Source organism: Massiliimicrobium timonense, from assembly GCF_002160865.1.
GTDB lineage: Bacteria > Bacillota_I > Bacilli_A > Erysipelotrichales > Coprobacillaceae > Allocoprobacillus.
In genome coordinates, this window is sequence record NZ_NFLJ01000008.1 from 1 (window position 1) to 15,613 (window position 15,613).

At 30.7% G+C, this 15,613-nt stretch carries 25 protein-coding genes; all 25 read right to left on the reverse strand.

Annotated features, from left to right (window positions below):
- Window positions 1-143 precede the first annotated feature (143 nt).
- Window positions 144-491 carry an Asp23/Gls24 family envelope stress response protein gene (locus B5E75_RS03650; RefSeq protein ID WP_087357433.1) on the reverse strand — a complete coding sequence of 116 codons (348 nt, stop codon included), beginning with the start codon at window positions 489-491 and terminating at the stop codon, window positions 144-146.
- A 56-nt stretch (window positions 492-547) separates the two neighbouring features.
- A complete protein-coding gene (locus B5E75_RS03655) occupies window positions 548-1,006 on the reverse strand; it encodes a SpoIIIAH-like family protein (protein WP_087357434.1) in 459 nt (152 codons plus the stop codon).
- 61 nt (window positions 1,007-1,067) lie between these two features.
- Window positions 1,068-1,628 carry an elongation factor P gene (gene efp, locus B5E75_RS03660; protein ID WP_087357435.1) on the reverse strand — a complete coding sequence of 187 codons (561 nt, stop codon included), beginning with the start codon at window positions 1,626-1,628 and terminating at the stop codon, window positions 1,068-1,070.
- A gap of 84 nt (window positions 1,629-1,712) precedes the next feature.
- Entirely contained in the window at window positions 1,713-1,868 is a 156-nt protein-coding gene (locus B5E75_RS14535) for a hypothetical protein (RefSeq protein WP_162607629.1), read from the reverse strand.
- The gene (locus B5E75_RS03665) at window positions 1,865-2,266 is read right to left on the reverse strand and encodes a hypothetical protein (protein ID WP_087357436.1); all 402 of its coding nucleotides are present in this window, start codon (window positions 2,264-2,266) and stop codon (window positions 1,865-1,867) included. The genes B5E75_RS14535 and B5E75_RS03665 overlap by 4 nt, the downstream gene beginning before the upstream one ends.
- Window positions 2,232-2,708: a competence type IV pilus minor pilin ComGF gene (locus tag B5E75_RS15045; protein ID WP_087357521.1), complete on the reverse strand. Its 477-nt coding sequence runs from the start codon at window positions 2,706-2,708 to the stop codon at window positions 2,232-2,234. The genes B5E75_RS03665 and B5E75_RS15045 overlap by 35 nt, the downstream gene beginning before the upstream one ends.
- On the reverse strand, window positions 2,663-2,872 hold the full coding sequence (locus B5E75_RS03675) for a hypothetical protein (RefSeq protein WP_087357437.1): 210 nt from the start codon (window positions 2,870-2,872) through the stop codon (window positions 2,663-2,665). The genes B5E75_RS15045 and B5E75_RS03675 overlap by 46 nt, the downstream gene beginning before the upstream one ends.
- On the reverse strand, window positions 2,862-3,293 hold the full coding sequence (gene comGD, locus B5E75_RS03680; RefSeq protein WP_087357438.1) for a competence type IV pilus minor pilin ComGD: 432 nt from the start codon (window positions 3,291-3,293) through the stop codon (window positions 2,862-2,864). Before comGD ends, B5E75_RS03675 begins: the two co-directional genes overlap by 11 nt.
- Entirely contained in the window at window positions 3,247-3,552 is a 306-nt protein-coding gene (gene comGC, locus B5E75_RS03685; protein WP_205088788.1) for a competence type IV pilus major pilin ComGC, read from the reverse strand. Before comGC ends, comGD begins: the two co-directional genes overlap by 47 nt.
- Before the next feature lie 17 nt (window positions 3,553-3,569).
- A complete protein-coding gene (locus B5E75_RS03690; protein WP_087357439.1) occupies window positions 3,570-4,568 on the reverse strand; it encodes a type II secretion system F family protein in 999 nt (332 codons plus the stop codon).
- On the reverse strand, window positions 4,561-5,547 hold the full coding sequence (locus B5E75_RS03695; protein ID WP_087357440.1) for an ATPase, T2SS/T4P/T4SS family: 987 nt from the start codon (window positions 5,545-5,547) through the stop codon (window positions 4,561-4,563). The genes B5E75_RS03690 and B5E75_RS03695 overlap by 8 nt, the downstream gene beginning before the upstream one ends.
- 75 nt (window positions 5,548-5,622) lie before the next feature.
- Window positions 5,623-6,237 carry an MBL fold metallo-hydrolase gene (locus B5E75_RS03700; protein WP_087357441.1) on the reverse strand — a complete coding sequence of 205 codons (615 nt, stop codon included), beginning with the start codon at window positions 6,235-6,237 and terminating at the stop codon, window positions 5,623-5,625.
- Window positions 6,238-6,278: 41 nt separating this feature from the next.
- Entirely contained in the window at window positions 6,279-6,428 is a 150-nt protein-coding gene (gene rpmG / locus B5E75_RS03705) for a 50S ribosomal protein L33 (RefSeq protein ID WP_087357442.1), read from the reverse strand.
- A gap of 75 nt (window positions 6,429-6,503) precedes the next feature.
- The gene (locus B5E75_RS03710) at window positions 6,504-8,555 is read right to left on the reverse strand and encodes a peptidoglycan D,D-transpeptidase FtsI family protein (RefSeq protein WP_087357443.1); all 2,052 of its coding nucleotides are present in this window, start codon (window positions 8,553-8,555) and stop codon (window positions 6,504-6,506) included.
- An 87-nt stretch (window positions 8,556-8,642) separates the two neighbouring features.
- Window positions 8,643-10,451 carry a translation elongation factor 4 gene (gene lepA / locus B5E75_RS03715; protein ID WP_087357444.1) on the reverse strand — a complete coding sequence of 603 codons (1,809 nt, stop codon included), beginning with the start codon at window positions 10,449-10,451 and terminating at the stop codon, window positions 8,643-8,645.
- Between the two features lie 76 nt (window positions 10,452-10,527).
- The gene (locus B5E75_RS03720; RefSeq protein ID WP_087357445.1) at window positions 10,528-10,860 is read right to left on the reverse strand and encodes a single-stranded DNA-binding protein; all 333 of its coding nucleotides are present in this window, start codon (window positions 10,858-10,860) and stop codon (window positions 10,528-10,530) included.
- A 195-nt stretch (window positions 10,861-11,055) separates the two neighbouring features.
- A complete protein-coding gene (gene acpS, locus B5E75_RS03725; protein ID WP_087357446.1) occupies window positions 11,056-11,385 on the reverse strand; it encodes a holo-ACP synthase in 330 nt (109 codons plus the stop codon).
- Window positions 11,385-11,978 carry a hypothetical protein gene (locus tag B5E75_RS03730; RefSeq protein WP_087357447.1) on the reverse strand — a complete coding sequence of 198 codons (594 nt, stop codon included), beginning with the start codon at window positions 11,976-11,978 and terminating at the stop codon, window positions 11,385-11,387. Before B5E75_RS03730 ends, acpS begins: the two co-directional genes overlap by 1 nt.
- 40 nt (window positions 11,979-12,018) lie before the next feature.
- A complete protein-coding gene (locus tag B5E75_RS03735; protein WP_087357448.1) occupies window positions 12,019-12,339 on the reverse strand; it encodes a thioredoxin family protein in 321 nt (106 codons plus the stop codon).
- 1 nt (window position 12,340) lies between these two features.
- On the reverse strand, window positions 12,341-12,994 hold the full coding sequence (gene trmB, locus B5E75_RS03740; RefSeq protein WP_087357449.1) for a tRNA (guanosine(46)-N7)-methyltransferase TrmB: 654 nt from the start codon (window positions 12,992-12,994) through the stop codon (window positions 12,341-12,343).
- Window positions 12,995-13,015: 21 nt separating this feature from the next.
- Window positions 13,016-13,738, reverse strand: a complete 723-nt coding sequence (locus tag B5E75_RS03745) for a pseudouridine synthase (protein WP_087357450.1) — start codon at window positions 13,736-13,738, stop codon at window positions 13,016-13,018.
- The gene (locus B5E75_RS03750; protein ID WP_087357451.1) at window positions 13,735-14,202 is read right to left on the reverse strand and encodes a hypothetical protein; all 468 of its coding nucleotides are present in this window, start codon (window positions 14,200-14,202) and stop codon (window positions 13,735-13,737) included. The genes B5E75_RS03745 and B5E75_RS03750 overlap by 4 nt, the downstream gene beginning before the upstream one ends.
- A gap of 125 nt (window positions 14,203-14,327) precedes the next feature.
- Window positions 14,328-14,480, reverse strand: a complete 153-nt coding sequence (locus B5E75_RS03755) for a DUF1540 domain-containing protein (protein ID WP_087357452.1) — start codon at window positions 14,478-14,480, stop codon at window positions 14,328-14,330.
- Window positions 14,481-14,500: 20 nt separating this feature from the next.
- Window positions 14,501-14,686, reverse strand: coding sequence for a sporulation protein Cse60 (locus B5E75_RS03760; RefSeq protein WP_087357453.1), 186 nt, complete (start codon window positions 14,684-14,686; stop codon window positions 14,501-14,503).
- Window positions 14,687-14,725: 39 nt separating this feature from the next.
- Window positions 14,726-15,604 carry an aldose 1-epimerase family protein gene (locus B5E75_RS03765; RefSeq protein ID WP_087357454.1) on the reverse strand — a complete coding sequence of 293 codons (879 nt, stop codon included), beginning with the start codon at window positions 15,602-15,604 and terminating at the stop codon, window positions 14,726-14,728.
- Window positions 15,605-15,613: the final 9 nt, after the last annotated feature.

Sequence of the window (15,613 nt, forward strand, 5' to 3'; positions counted from 1 at the left end):
TGGAGCCTCAAAATTTGCATATTTGGAACGAAGTCATCCACGACAATAGATATAATACCATATATTTTTCTATTTGAAAACTAAAAGCTGTTGACTTTTTACTTTGTCAACAGCCTGAAGTAAGAAAATCATTTCTTACTTGTTTAATCAAATTCAATATTATCAACTTCAATATTAATGTGTTGAACATCAACATCAGTCATCTGTTTAACAGCTACAGCTATTTTTTCCTGAATTTCTTTTGTTATTGATGAAATATTGACACCATATTTAATACGTACATGGATACAGATATAAACCTCATTATCCTTAATTGTACAATTCACAACTTTCTTTGTACCCGGAATTTGAATTCCCTTAGATGTATCTAAAGAAACATTTTTCATTTCATTAACAGTTCTTTTTGTAATTTCATCAAACACTTGAACATTCATAAGAATTTTTCCATTAACGCGTCCTTGTGTATAAGTATAATATTCATTATGTGCCATAACATTACCTCTTTTCTATCTACTATTGTATATAAAAAGTGACAAAAATACAAGTTTTATTCTTCAATAAATTTAACTTCCACCTGATAAGAATCACCGACTAAATTCAATACTTCTTTGATAACCTTTGACGCATCTGAATGTGAGGCATCTTTTTTTAGAATCGTTACTTTAATTGTCTGCTGATCAATTTCAACATAACTTTCCGCATAGCCCATTTCTTTAAGTTTTGATACAATTGTTTTTTCTTTTTCAGTCACATTCTTTGTTTCACTGATTGTTTCTAGAGCCTCATTAATAGATTCAGATGTACTTGATTCTTTTGCAATAATTTCATTGTTCTTTGTAATAATATCTTCTCTTTTTTGATCTAATTGATTCTGTAATTGTTCAATGGTAGATATATCATTTTGTACAACCTCATTTTCAGATGTCGGTGGCAACATAATATAATAGATGGATAACACAAGAATAAGACTAAATAATGTTAAAAATGTAAAAGCCTGTTTATTCATATTCATTCTCCTTTTTCTATATACTATATGAACAAACAGACTTAATTATGAAAAAAAGAGCTTACGCTCTTCCTTGATATTTTCCATCTACAGTATTGACAAGAACCATTTCACCTTCATTAATAAATAAAGGAACTTTGATTTGATATCCTGTTTCAATAGTTGCATTTTTTGTTGCCCCTGTTGCTGTATCACCTTTCACTGCTGGTTCTGTTTCAGTTATCTGGAAAGCCACATTGACTGGTAATTGGACACCCAAAACTTCACTTTGATAACTTGTAACTTCAACTTCATCAGATGGTTTTAAAAAGTTCTTTTCCCATTCCAGACGACTACCAGGAATTTCAATTTGTTCAAAAGTTTCATTATCCATGAAAACAAGCATATCTCCTGAATCATAAAGATATTGCATTTTTCTTTTTTCAATCATCGCTAAATCAACTTTGGCAGTAGGATTATAAGAAACTTCTGTAATTGCACTTGTTCTCAAGTTTTTTCTTTTTACCATATATTTTCCTGATAAACGTCCTTGTTTATTCTGTTCATTAGAAATACATAAAAATAAATCATTATTTTCTGTATATGCATTTCCTGCTTTTAATTCTTTGATATTAACAGCCATAATTTTCTCTCCTTTGCTATTATTCTTTAGAATTATAGCAAATTTCTATCATGTTGTAAATAAATCATATGGGAATATCATCTTTTAACAGAATAAGACAATCATAAAATCAAAAGCCAATAGACAATAAACAAGTATTTTCAGCTTTTGTTTCTTATGATCATCAATAGGTGCTTTTTCACGATAACAGGTTAATAAAAAGCATAAAATCAATAAACCAAAAACAATATAATAAATCATATGTAACCTCCCTCAATATATTCAAAATTCAAGACAGTGCCTGTTTCTACTTCAATTTCTGTTAAAAATTGATACTGATAATCTATTGTTTCAATAGTAGTAACCACTTCATAATGATCACCCAAATCATCTACCGTTGTTTCAATTTGATAATTTTGAAAAGAATAATCGTCACTTAATAAAATATCATTTTGAACACTGTCACTATAATATTTCACAAGAAATATCTCTAGATTTTTTTGTTTCATAAGTGTATCAATAGATTTCAAATTACGACCTGATTGCAAAATAGAAAATGCTGTTATAGATAATGCGAATGTCAACATCATAAAAACAATTAAAACAATCTGCAAAACAGATCCTCTATGATTCTGAAGTAATCTCTGATATATTTTCATCTGTTTCCTCTGCTTCTTGATGCATATTGGCATATGTTAGTAAAAATGTGTAATTTTGACGATCTCTTGTCATATGTATATAAACGAAATCATTTTCTACAGAAAAAGAAACATCATCAATATCAAACAATAATATTTCAAATCCAGGTTTTTTAACCAGTCTTTTTTGATCCAACTGTAAAGATGTTTCTTCTTCTTCAAAATTCATATAACGAAAAGTATCACCAGCTTCTAAATATGCACACCCTAGTGTATATTGACTACATTGTTTTGCAGCTATGTAAATATCTTCATTATTTTGCGTATGATGTGTATAGGCATATCGTATAAGCTGAAAAAGACTTGTTAATGATAAAAGAATAATAAGCGTAATAGACAGTGATAATAATACCTCTACTAACGTAAAACCATTTCTATGATGCTGATGTAATCTTGAGAATATGTGTACTCACTCTCCTTTTCTAAAATCGTTTGATAATTTTCTTGAATATGGCTTTCTTTTTGATATAAAACAGAAAATAATCCCACAAAAATGATAATCACAGTGATAAAAATTTCAAATGCCAGTAAACTCTCAATTAATGTTGCTCCATGATTATCGGACATAAAAAGTTCCACTTCCAATCTGATAAACAAATTCATAACGCTGACTTCCACAGTGGTAAATCAATGTTTTTGCACCTTGAATATTTCCATTTTCATTAAAACTCAATTGATGTGATTCAAATGAATCATTATCATCAAGCTGTAATGTTTCTTTTGACTGATTCCATCTATAAACAATATTTTGCTTTGAAAATAAAACATCAACCTGTGTTTTTTGTGTCATGGCTGTGAGTTTTGCCTGATAAAGAAATTGAATCATTTCATTGATTTTAACAGTATCACTTTTTTGTGGAACATGAATACGCATTGAAATACAAAACATCATATAGATAATAACAAGTACAAAAAGTGTTTCAATCATTGTAAAACCACCTTTATTTAACATAGGCTTGACCATTTTTAATAGCGATTTTTTTGCCATTTGGACAGACACCTTGTTTTTCTGTCAGATAGGGTTGACTGCCACTTGTTAAATCAGAGATGTTTCTAGGTAATTTACCATTTTCAATTTCATAAAGTAAAATTTGTGAATTGACAACTTCAATTTGAGCATCACATCCTTTATTTTTGACAACTGTATTTTTAGATGTCACATTAGGAATAACAAGTAATAAAATAATAAGTATAACACTAATACAAAAAATCATCTCAATTAAAGTAAACCCTTTTTTATTCAACATATGAATTGTCCTTTCTGTTATAGATTTGATATTGAATTCATCATTGGAATAATAATCGCGATATAAATTGTAATAACAAAGATAGCTACAAAACAATAAACTGCCGGTATCAGATATTTTAAAAATCTTTTGATCCAGTAATCTAAATATTCATAGGTAGCTTGGATATAATAAGATAAAGCATTTTTTTGTTGAGGATTTTTCATATACATTTGAAAAAAAGAAATAAACAATTGATCAAAGTATTCAAAATCCTCCAGTATTTCTTCTAAATTCTCACCTCCATATAAACGATTATTCATTTCATATAAGACTATTTTTAAATCACTATCCGTCATTTGTTCATTTAAGACTTGAATAATTCTTGTACTATCCATATCCTCATTTAATAATTCATGAAAATACAAAGCAAACTTCAAAGAAAAATATTTTTGTAAAATTGTCTTAAATACTGGCCATTTTAAATAAAGTTCAATGACCTTATATAATTTATGCTTAAGTCCATAAACAAGCCTGAAAATAAGATATAAGCTTAAAAATACAGCTAATATAATCAAACAAGGCATAATGTAAAAGAAAGCAAATAAGATTTGAATCACAATTGATTTTTCAATCTGAAATGATAAAAATAACTGATTGACATTAGGCAATAAAACCAAAACAACAAATAACGAGAAAAGAAATAAAAATGTCATTAATATAGAGGGATAAGTTAATTGAGATTTTAATTGATTTTGATAATCCTCTTTCATCATGCATATATCCAGACTTTTTTTAATTGCTTCTGATAAACAATTCTTATTTTGAAAAAAACGAAAATATTCTTGAAATAAATGAGGTAATGAAGACTGCAATAATACAGTTTCAATAGATTCACCATGATCCAGTTGTTTTAACATCTCATGAATTGCTGGATGATGAAGCATCTGCTGACATAAACTCAACGTTTCTTCAATACTGTAACCAGCATCTAACAAGCTATACATATTCTTCAATAAAAGATAATCTTTATTCATTAGTGAGTTCCTCTTTAAACAAGGCCTGATTAAAACCAAGATTGACAAGTTCTAAAGCTGCCTTTTGAAATGATAAATAAGAACATGTATGCTCTTTGAGATATTGTTCAATATCCTTTTTCTTCATCAATTCTGATAAAACAATAGCCTGTTTATTTTGAATATCATATTTCATACGTTGTGAAATCACACCAATGACCACATCAAGAATATCAGCTTCATGAATTCCTAAATTCATTAATCTTTTCATTGATAAAGGTGCATTACTGGCATGAATTGTTGTTAAAACAAGATGTCCAGTCAAAGCACATGTTAAAGCAATCTTCGCTGTTTTTTCATCACGAATTTCTCCTATCATAATCACATCGGGATCATGTCTTAAAATCTGTTTTAATGTATCATGATATGTAATTCCAATTTTTTCATTTAATTCAATTTGAAGACAACCATCTAAATGAATTTCAATAGGATCTTCAATCGTAATAATGTTTTTACGTGCTCCTGATAAAATTTGTTTTAATAAGGTATAAAGCGTGGTTGACTTACCAGAACCTGTAGCACCACTAATAAAAAACAAACCACTATTTTGTAAAGAAAGCCAATAGAGATAATCTTGAATTTCCTTTTGGTATGTTAATTCTTCAATCGAACGTAATTCATGATTATTCAAAATTCTAATCACAATACTTTCAAATTCAAGAGAAGGTAAATAAGATACCCTTAAAAAATAAGTCTTTTGATTCATATTTATAGAAATATTACCTGTTTGAGGCATCAAACGATAATTCGTATGAATCATAGAACGATATTTAATAAAATTCATCAGCTTATACCCTCTTTCATTTTCCATCACCTCATATTTCTTTAATTCTCCAAAAATACGAAACTGAATCTTCAAATCCTTTTTCAATAACAAATGAATATCAGTAGCATTTTGGTTTAATGCACGATAAATCATCTTCTCAAATAGTTCATTCATAATAACCCTCCTATTATATATATACGCATTATTTTTGCATTTTTCTTTTTTTTCAATAAAAAAAGATCATATTTTTTATGATCTTAAAAAAGGGTTATGCATTTGTTCATATTTTATAGAGCTTTCTTCACCATGTCCCGGTAATAAACGAGCATCAAACTGTAATGTTTTTATCTTTTCCAAACTCTGTTTTGTTGTTAAATGTGAAGACGTTGGAAAATCATAACGTCCTATTGATCCAGCAAATAAAACATCCCCACTGAATAATGCATTTTCCTGAGGAACATAAATCATGCTGCTTCCTTCACAATGCCCCTCTAACAGTAACCATTGAACAGTCATATTGGCTATATTCATTGTTGGTGTTGCTTCTAATATAGGAGCTTTTAATGTCATTGGTTCCCCCATCATACTTGAAAGATTATATTCAGGTTTCGCAATTATTTCTAGTGATTCTTTCTGGGTATAGATAGGACAATGATATTGATTATAAAGATAATCAACAGCTCCAATATGATCAAAATGACCATGTGTTAATAAAATAGCTTTGATATCAAGTTCATTTTCTGTTAGAAAACGAGCAACTTTTTGTCCCTGTGCACCTGGATCAATCACAAAACATTCATGTTTCTCATTATAAACCACATAACAATTTGTCTGCATTGTTCCTAAGATTAATTTTTTTATCATATATTTCTTCCTTTCCTATAAAGAAAAAAAGCCAAAAAGGCTTATTTCTTTTCTTTATGAGTAGTTTGTTTATTACATCTAGGACAGTATTTTTTTACTTCCATTCTTTCTGGATGATTTCTTTTATTTTTTGTATTAATGTAGTTTTCTTCTCCACATTCAGTACATTTTAAAATGATGTTTTCTCTCATTTTTACACCTCCATCACGACTTTGCCATAATATAATAGCATAAACAATAATAAAATGCTATAAATTTTTTACTTTTTATCCATATTTTTCAAAATACTTCTCAAATGCATATTTTGATAATGTCTGACATGTGCTTCCTGCTCCATTTGGTAATGCTTCTGCAATACATGCCACAGCAATTTCAGGATCATCATATGGTGCATACCCAACAAAGGCACGGTTTGCCCAGATATCATATGTTCCTTCATGTAATACTTGGGCTGTTCCGGTTTTCCCAGCAGCTTCATAATCACCATTGACACTTTTTGCTAATCCAGAAACACACCCCATACGGAATCCTGTCTGAATGGTTTCAAATGCCATTTTATAGCTTGATACATCATCAAGAACTTTGACTTGATGCTGTAATAAAGAAATTTTTGTGCCATTTTCATCTTCAGTAAAAGATTCCATAAACAGATGTGGTTGAATTCTCTTGCCTCCATTGGCAAGTGTAGAAATATATTGTGCAAGTTGAATAGGAGTATAAGTGTCATATTGTCCAATCGCAAAATCCAGGAAGTTACCGGGTTGACGTTGTGTCACTTTTCCACGATAACCTAAGGCTTCACTTGGCAGGTCAATACCTGTTTTCACACCTAATCCCAGTTCACCTACATCTAAACGCATCTGATCAAAAGCTGAATCTTTAATAGATAATGGCTGATCATATTCATATGTGCCCCCACCTAATAAAGTTGCGACATAAAACATATATATATTTGAAGATTGCGATAAAGCTTCAGCAGCGTTCAAGCGTCCTAATCCACCTGGATCCCACGAATATTTAGGTAATGTCCCGGCAATTTTAAATCCACGACTCGTATCATCAAATTCTGTATACTGGTTTATCACGTTATGCTTCATTCCCGCATAAATTGTACCACCTTTAAATGCTGAACCAGGAGCAAAAGCATTTTGTACAGCACCTCCAGCTAATTCGTAGACATCCCCTTTACTGTCTTTTTGAACACCACACATGGCATAAATAGCCCCCGTATTAGGATCAATCAAAACCAGATAAATATTATGATTATATTTATAAAGAGAGCCAGTAAAACCTTTCATCGTCTTTTCCATTTGTTCAGTAATAGATGACTGTAAATCCCAATCAATTGTCAAACGAATGTTATCTCCTTTGGTTCCACTGGAAACAGTATTGACAACAGGATTTCCATCACTATCATAGCTTAATGAATAAGTTGCAGGTGTTCCAGCCAATATATCTTCATATTGCATCTCCAAACCACTGATTCCCACACGAGAGTCATTATTATAATCTTTAGCTAAAAGAATATCTTTTGTACTCGCAGGTAATCCTGCTTTTTTCGTTGTCACTTTACCTAAAACGGATTTAAAATTAGCTCCATAAGTTGTTTCTCTAGACCAGTCATTCGTCACCTTAACACCACGTAAAATATCAGAATTTTCACCAATCAGACTGGCTTCTTTAATCGTTAAACCTTCTAATAAAACAACTGAGCCACTGCTACAATTTTGAATCTTAGCATAAAGCATATAAAATTTAATATCATCTTCAGATAGGTTTTCCTTAAGCATTGCACTTGTTATACGACTAAGCTGTAATTGATAAAGTTCATCACTTGTATAAGTCGATTTTTCTTCTTTAGTCAACAAACTATCTACCAGTTTTTCATTTTTCAAAATCAGATAATCTTTCTTATCTCTTTCGGTTACGCTTTTGGTATCGACATTAACATTTTTAACTAAGAAGTTAGCAATCATTTCCATTTCTTCTTTTGTTATATCTTGGACTGCATAATAAGTTGCACAATTGATATTTTTATTATAAGACAGTCTTTTATAATTACGGTCATAAATATTTCCACGAAATGTATCTTTTGTAAAAAGACTTGTATTGTATTGATCAAGCTTTGTTGTGTAATATTCTTGCTGGGTGATCTGTGTTAAAAATAAGCGAACTAATAAGATCACACCAACAACACCAATGAATCCCATTAAAATTTTAAATCTTCTTGAGATGACATTATCAGTTTGATTTTTAATTTGTGTTTCAATTTCTTTTTGTCCTTCAAATCGGATAGGATTTTTCTTAAAAAAACTCAATCGCAATGCACCTCCTCGACTTATTATATTATATACAAACCAGAAAGTAAATCAACCCATAAGAAAAAGAGAATTTCACAAATTCTCTTAATCATCATCAACAGATAGAATAGCCATGAAAGCTTCCTGTGGAATTTCTACACTTCCTACTGCTTTCATACGCTTTTTCCCTTCTTTTTGTTTTTCCAGTAATTTTTTCTTACGAGAAATATCCCCACCATAACATTTTGCTAAAACATTTTTACGCATTGCCTTAATATTTGTACGAGCAATGACCTTCCCTTGAATAGCTGCCTGAATAGGCACTTCAAACATCTGTTTAGGAATAATTTCCTTAAGCTTTTCACAAATAATACGACCACGATTATAAGCAAAATCTTTATGAACGATTGTTGATAAGGCATCAACAACTTCCCCATTTAACAAAATGTCCATACGTGTTAAACGACTTTCCTTATAGCCATCTAACTCATAATCAAAAGAAGCATAACCTTTTGTACAAGATTTTAGTTTATCAAAGAAATCATAAACAATTTCACTTAAAGGAATCAAATAAATAACATTTCTTCTTAAATCATCAATATATTCAATATCCTGATACTCACCACGTTTAGATTGACAAAGTTCCATAATAGGTCCAACATATTCACTCGGAGTCATAATAGATGCTTTGACATAAGGTTCCTCGATATGATCAATACGCTGTGGTCCCGGTAATGCAGCTGGATTATCTATTTCTACCATAGAACCATCCGTTAAATAACAATGATAAATAACAGATGGAGCGGTTGCAATCAATTCAAGATCAAATTCTCTTTCTAGACGTTCTTCAATGACATCCATATGTAAAAGACCTAAGAAGCCACAACGAAACCCAAAACCTAAGGCTTGAGATGTTTCTGGTTCAAAGACAAGTGATGAATCACTGAGTTTCATTTTTTCTAATGCTTCACGTAAATCTTTATATTTTGCATTATCAACTGGATACAGACCACAATAAACCATTGGATTTAATTTTCTATATCCAGGTAACTGTGTCTGTGATGGATTTTCCAGTGTAGTAATGGTATCACCGACATGAACATCATTAATTGATTTGATAGAAGCTGCAATCCATCCAACTTCACCAGTCACCAGCTCATCTTTTTTGACTTCTTTTGGTGTTCTAACACCGACTTCAAGGACCTCATAAACAGCATCCGTCGCCATAAAACGAATGTGGTCACCCACACGAATACGTCCTTCTTTAATACAAACAAAGACAATGACACCACGATAACTATCATAGTAGGAATCAAAGATAAGTGCTTGTGTTGGATGTGAACTATCGCCACGAGGAGCTGGAACATTTTTGACAATATCTTCTAATACATCTACAACATTCAATCCTGTTTTTGCAGAAATGAGTGGTGCTTCATCAGCTGGTAAACCAATAATATCCTCTATTTCATGAATAACACGTTGTGGATCAGCACTTGGCAAGTCAACTTTATTGATGACAGGTAAAATTTCCAAATCATTATCTAAAGCCAAAAATACATTAGCAAGAGTTTGAGCTTCCACACCTTGAGCCGCATCAACCACAAGAACTGCTCCTTCACATGCGGCAAGTGAACGTGAAACTTCATAAGTAAAATCGACATGACCCGGTGTATCAATCAGATGTAAAAGATAGGTTTCTCCATTTTTAGCCGTATACTGTAATTGCACAGCATTAAGCTTAATTGTAATACCTCTTTCACGCTCTAAATCCATACTATCAAGCAACTGTTCTTTCATATCGCGATCACTGACCGCCCCTGTTAATTGTAATATTCTATCTGCAAGAGTCGATTTTCCATGATCAATATGAGCAATAATAGAAAAGTTTCTCATATGTGACTGATCAATACTCATCTTTATCTCCCCTTTCTTTTCTTATCTATTTTACACAATTCTATCTGAAATGAAAACAAAAAAATAGTCAAAATGACTATTTTTTCATAAAATATCTATCTAGGAATTCAACATGTTCTACTTTCACTTCCATGATCGTCGTTGAAAGATGATCAGGCGTTTCAAATGTTTTTGATTGCAATCTCCCCTTAATTCCTAAAAAGCTTCCTGCTTCACAACAATCCATCACTTCCTGTGCTATGCCTTTCCATAAAACACAGCTAATATAATCGTGATCTCTAATTCCTAGATTATTACGATAAGGTCTTTCTACATCGAGAATCAATGTCGCCAGTTTTACTCCCGTTGGCGTTTCTTTAAATTTTGGATTTTCGGCTAATCTGCCAATTAAAATAATTTCATTAAACATTTTTATATTTTCCCTCCTCAATATGAGTATATAGGAAAACATAAAAATGACCAAAATCACTCTTTTTCTACATTTTTGAACTCTTTTTTTATATTTTGGTATGTAAAAATAGTGTTTTTATATCAAAAAAACTCATTTTTATGAAAAAACACGACCAATTTCATGATTTTGGATAAAAAAAGTAAAGAAAATTCTTTACTTTTCAATCAAAACAAATGCAACAGCATACTTTTTTTCGTGTGAAATAGAAATATGAGCATGAGGATCATGTAAATAAGGAGCACCACTTTCATCATTAAGAATTTCAATGTCTTGAAAAGACATTGCTCCAATACCTACATGACAAGCTTTCATATAAGCCTCTTTTCCAGCAAAACGTCCACCTAAAAACTCCAATTGTCTACGAGATGACTGTATTCTTGTAAATATTTCATATTCACGAGAAGATAAAACACGTTTCACAAAATGAAGATTATGTATATCTAAACGTTCAAGATCAACAATATCCACCCCAATACCTTTCATTAATCTTTAAACTTCTTTTCATAAAGACTCATCAATTCATCTAAACTCATAGAATCATCAATTTCATCAATAAAAGAATCCTCATCTTTATTTTGAAAATCAAGTTTAAATTCACCTGTACGTTCTTCAATGATTTTTAATTGATCTTGTTCTTCTTCAACAATATTTGCAATATTTCTTAAATTCTGTTCAACACTAGGTTCTTCCTTTTTTTTCTCCACTTTTTCTTCGACTTGTTCAAATGGTCCATAAAAAGGACTAATAATAGGAATCAATTCATCTGATTCTTTTTTAACCTTCTTTACTTTAGGTTTCACTGTTTTTTTGACTTCTGGTTTTTTGATTTCTTTTAAACCCGTCATTGGTGAAATAATTTCACTCATACGATAGGTTGTTTCAACATTAACACTTTTTTTCGTTTCTTTCCTTTTAACATCTTCTTTTAGAACATCTTGTTTAGGTTCATTTTCTTCTACTTCATCATTATAAATCAAAGGTGTACTAAATTTTTCTTTACGTCTTTGTTCTAAAACGGGATCAACCTTTTCATATAATTCTTCTTCATCTTCTTTTTTGAAAAACTTTTTAAACATCCTGCTTTCCTCCTTACATATATGTTCTATTTCTACAAAATTATGCTATTTGATCAATAAAAGCTTGAATCTGTTGTTGGGTTTTTCTTAATTTATCTACATAACGTCCCACTTCTTGACCGTTGCGATAAGCCACAAAAGAAGGAATTCCCATAATATCTAAATCAATACATAAATCAACCATTTCATCTCTATCAATATAATAGAAAGTCCATTGTGGATTTTGAGCAACTAAATCATCAATAAAAGTTTTTAAAAAATGACAATCAGGGCACCAAGTTGTTGAAAACACAAGCATGGCTTGACCTTGAATAGCTTGTTCATAAGCTTGTAAATCACTAATTTTTGTTAAATTATCCATATTATTTATCTCCTTTTAATCTTGTTTTTATTTGATATATAGGTCCAAATGGAGAAAATTTTCTTTCATATTCAGTTTGAATATTATCTTCATATCCCTCACTATGATGTAAATCCAGACAAACATCTTCAAAATAAAGTCCAAAGTTTTGAAAAGAAACCAGTGAATATTCAAATAAAGAACGATTGTCTGTTTTTAAAATCAATTCACCATCTAAAACCAAAATGTCTTGAAAAACCTCCAGAAAAGCTGGTGATGTCAATCGTCTTTTTGTATGGCGTTTTTTAGGCCATGGATCACTAAAATTCAAATAAATACGATTGACTTCACCTTTTTCAAAAACATCTCTTAAAGAAATGGCATCAGCTTTTAATAATTTCAGATTTGGTAAATGATTGTCCTGTATATCAATTTTTTTTACTGCACCAACCATCACACTGGGAAACTTTTCAATCCCAATAAAATTAATCTCTGGATAACGCGATGCATTTTCAATAATGAAATCACCTTTCCCCATCCCAATTTCTATATAAATGGGATGGTTATTCCCAAAAAGTTTATGCCATTGATTTTTATATTGCACTCCATCTATGACAACCATATCATCATGTGCTGCCAAAATATCATTCGCTTTAGGGTTATTTCTTAAACGCATATATTCCTCCCATATTTTTATTTATTGTAGCACAGTTTCGCTTTTTAATCTATCTAATTCTTCATCTGTTAATTCACGATAAGAGCCTAATTCCAGACTTTCATCCAAGACAAGATTTTTCATACGAATTCTTTTTAGATAAGTAACCTCTTTTCCAACAGCATGAAACATCTTTTTGATTTGATGAAATTTTCCTTCATATATTTCAACTTCAATTTCACTTTCATTCCCGTTAACAGATAATATCTTTAAATGTGCACTCTGGCATTGATAATCCTGATCAATGATAACACCGGATAAAAAAGTTTGAACATCATCATTTGTCACAACTCCCTGAATTTTAGCATAGTAGACTTTCGGACAATGTTTCTTTGGAGAAAGTAACTGATGAGCAAGTTGACCATCATTTGTAATTAACAGCAATCCCTCTGTATCAATATCTAATCTTCCTACAGGAAATAAATCTTGACGATAGTTTTCTTCAATCAAATCAATGACAGTTGGATAAAAATGATCCTCTGTTGCACTAACAAATCCAGCCGGTTTATTTAACATATAGTAAACATATTTTTGATACATAATTTCTTCATCATCAACATAAACCTTATCACCAACAGGATCTACATGATGCTTATCTTTTTTGATAACTTCACCATTTACTTTAACATATCCATTTTTAATCAATTGTTTCACTTCTTTACGTGTTCCAAAGCCACAATGTGCTAATAATTTATCTAATCTCATGGTTCTACCTCAATATATTTTTCTACTCTTTCTGTTTTGTCTTCATCCAAATAATAACTTATATAGAGCTTGACACTCTGCACTTGAGTTGTTTGTCCTGAAAGTTGAACACCTTTATAATAATGTTTTGACTTATCAACATAATGAACCTTTAAATGACTTATCGAGTCATCAACAATACCTAAAACAGGACACATGTTCTGATCATTTTCATTAGCATAAGCCATTGCTTCAATATAATACATATCAACCTGTGGCTGATCAATGATAAGATCATAACGATAGACATCCTCTATACGATTAAAAACAACTCTTACACAAAATGGATAATCTTTATCAAAATCGTGTTGTGTGATCAGTTGTTCCTTGATTTGATAATAGTCTTGAAACTGTTCATCTGAAGATGATGATTGACAGGCTACACATAATAATAAAATCATCATACCAATCCATATCTTCTTCATATCATCACCGCCTCTATTATAACAAATTTGTATAAAGATAGCTATAATAAATCTTGACTCATCTAGAACTTGTCATAAAAAAAGGCATTATTACGTTTCCATAATCATACCTTTTCTCATCTCTTTTACTGACGACATTCAAATGTATCACAAGCAGTTTGAGAAGTTTTCTTGGCTTCTACACAGTGACAATTTCCAACATGAATACAATTCGCTTCACAACATCCGTCACAATAATATTTACAGTTATCTACGCTACATTTTACATCTTTAGCCATAGTTTCACCTCCATATATTATTATGCCTGTCTTTGAGATGAATATACAATCAAACAGCTAAAACTATATTCAAGTTGACCATGACATGATGTCAAAGCTACTTGATATTGCATATCTTGAATATCAGGATTTTCTTTTTGAATAAATTCATTTAAGGCATCTTCTAAATCTAATTCGTGTCCTTTTTCAATAATTTTTATTTTCATATATTTATCATAACACCATGTCTATCAAAAATATGTCATTTATTGACGAATCTCAATAGCAAACATACAAGTAAATTCTTGTTGTGGTTCTAAAGCAATCATACCTTCTTTGTCTTTAAATTCACCATGAAAATCAATATAATCTCCATGTCCATTCCAAGGTTCTAAAGCTAATAAACCACCGACATGTTTACTTGCCCAGATTCCTAAATGAGGATAATTTTCCATATGGAAATAAATGGCTTTTTGATGATGAATTGATTTTAACGCAACATAACTTGATTGAAAATCTTTCAATACAATCGCATCATTATCTAATAAAGCTTGTCTTACAAAGAAACGTCTTTCATGATCAAAAAATGGTTTTGTGATACGTGACATGGCACGATGCGCCACATCTATAACTTTTTGATCAAGAGTTTCTTCTTTTTCAAATTCAACATAATAATCATTGCTGGATTCATGTTCCATGAATGGACAAGCAAAAGCAGGATGTCCTCCAATCTGGAAATAAATTGTTTTATCATCAGTATTTTTGACAATACAGCGACATTCCAATGTGTTCTCTTTTAAAGTATAAATCACTTTTAAATCAAACAAATAAGGATATTGTTTTAAAATATCTTCATTAGGTGTGAGTTCAAATTCCACACATGTATCTGAAAGCTGATGGGTCATATACTCATTATGTCTAGAAAAACCATGTTGTGTCATATGATATGTTTTTCCATCAATCAGACATTCATCATTATGCAATGCTCCAATGATTGGAAAAAGAATAGGGGCACTACTTGCCCATAAAGCAGGATCTCTACGCCACATATAATTAATATGATCATGTTGACCTATAATTTTAATAATTTCTGCTCCTTTAGCATTTAATTCAACTTCTAATTCACTGTTTTTTAAAGTTACCATATCTTTCTC

Excerpts from the sequence above, each read along its gene's own strand:
- B5E75_RS03650 (WP_087357433.1), bottom strand. The coding sequence starts at position 491 with ATGGCACATAATGAATATTATACTTATACACAAGGACGCGTTAATGGA.
- B5E75_RS03655 (WP_087357434.1), bottom strand. The coding sequence starts at position 1,006 with ATGAATAAACAGGCTTTTACATTTTTAACATTATTTAGTCTTATTCTT.
- efp (WP_087357435.1), bottom strand. The coding sequence starts at position 1,628 with ATGGCTGTTAATATCAAAGAATTAAAAGCAGGAAATGCATATACAGAA.
- B5E75_RS14535 (WP_162607629.1), bottom strand. The coding sequence starts at position 1,868 with ATGATTTATTATATTGTTTTTGGTTTATTGATTTTATGCTTTTTATTA.
- B5E75_RS03665 (WP_087357436.1), bottom strand. The coding sequence starts at position 2,266 with ATGAAAATATATCAGAGATTACTTCAGAATCATAGAGGATCTGTTTTG.
- B5E75_RS03675 (WP_087357437.1), bottom strand. The coding sequence starts at position 2,872 with ATGTCCGATAATCATGGAGCAACATTAATTGAGAGTTTACTGGCATTT.
- comGD (WP_087357438.1), bottom strand. The coding sequence starts at position 3,293 with ATGGCAAAAAAATCGCTATTAAAAATGGTCAAGCCTATGTTAAATAAA.
- comGC (WP_205088788.1), bottom strand. The coding sequence starts at position 3,552 with ATGTTGAATAAAAAAGGGTTTACTTTAATTGAGATGATTTTTTGTATT.
- B5E75_RS03690 (WP_087357439.1), bottom strand. The coding sequence starts at position 4,568 with ATGAATAAAGATTATCTTTTATTGAAGAATATGTATAGCTTGTTAGAT.
- B5E75_RS03695 (WP_087357440.1), bottom strand. The coding sequence starts at position 5,547 with ATGAATGAACTATTTGAGAAGATGATTTATCGTGCATTAAACCAAAAT.
- B5E75_RS03700 (WP_087357441.1), bottom strand. The coding sequence starts at position 6,237 with ATGATAAAAAAATTAATCTTAGGAACAATGCAGACAAATTGTTATGTG.
- rpmG (WP_087357442.1), bottom strand. The coding sequence starts at position 6,428 with ATGAGAGAAAACATCATTTTAAAATGTACTGAATGTGGAGAAGAAAAC.
- lepA (WP_087357444.1), bottom strand. The coding sequence starts at position 10,451 with ATGAGTATTGATCAGTCACATATGAGAAACTTTTCTATTATTGCTCAT.
- B5E75_RS03720 (WP_087357445.1), bottom strand. The coding sequence starts at position 10,860 with ATGTTTAATGAAATTATTTTAATTGGCAGATTAGCCGAAAATCCAAAA.
- acpS (WP_087357446.1), bottom strand. The coding sequence starts at position 11,385 with ATGAAAGGTATTGGGGTGGATATTGTTGATCTTGAACGTTTAGATATA.
- B5E75_RS03730 (WP_087357447.1), bottom strand. The coding sequence starts at position 11,978 with ATGTTTAAAAAGTTTTTCAAAAAAGAAGATGAAGAAGAATTATATGAA.
- B5E75_RS03735 (WP_087357448.1), bottom strand. The coding sequence starts at position 12,339 with ATGGATAATTTAACAAAAATTAGTGATTTACAAGCTTATGAACAAGCT.
- trmB (WP_087357449.1), bottom strand. The coding sequence starts at position 12,994 with ATGCGTTTAAGAAATAACCCTAAAGCGAATGATATTTTGGCAGCACAT.
- B5E75_RS03745 (WP_087357450.1), bottom strand. The coding sequence starts at position 13,738 with ATGAGATTAGATAAATTATTAGCACATTGTGGCTTTGGAACACGTAAA.
- B5E75_RS03750 (WP_087357451.1), bottom strand. The coding sequence starts at position 14,202 with ATGAAGAAGATATGGATTGGTATGATGATTTTATTATTATGTGTAGCC.
- B5E75_RS03755 (WP_087357452.1), bottom strand. The coding sequence starts at position 14,480 with ATGGCTAAAGATGTAAAATGTAGCGTAGATAACTGTAAATATTATTGT.
- B5E75_RS03760 (WP_087357453.1), bottom strand. The coding sequence starts at position 14,686 with ATGAAAATAAAAATTATTGAAAAAGGACACGAATTAGATTTAGAAGAT.
- B5E75_RS03765 (WP_087357454.1), bottom strand. The coding sequence starts at position 15,604 with ATGGTAACTTTAAAAAACAGTGAATTAGAAGTTGAATTAAATGCTAAA.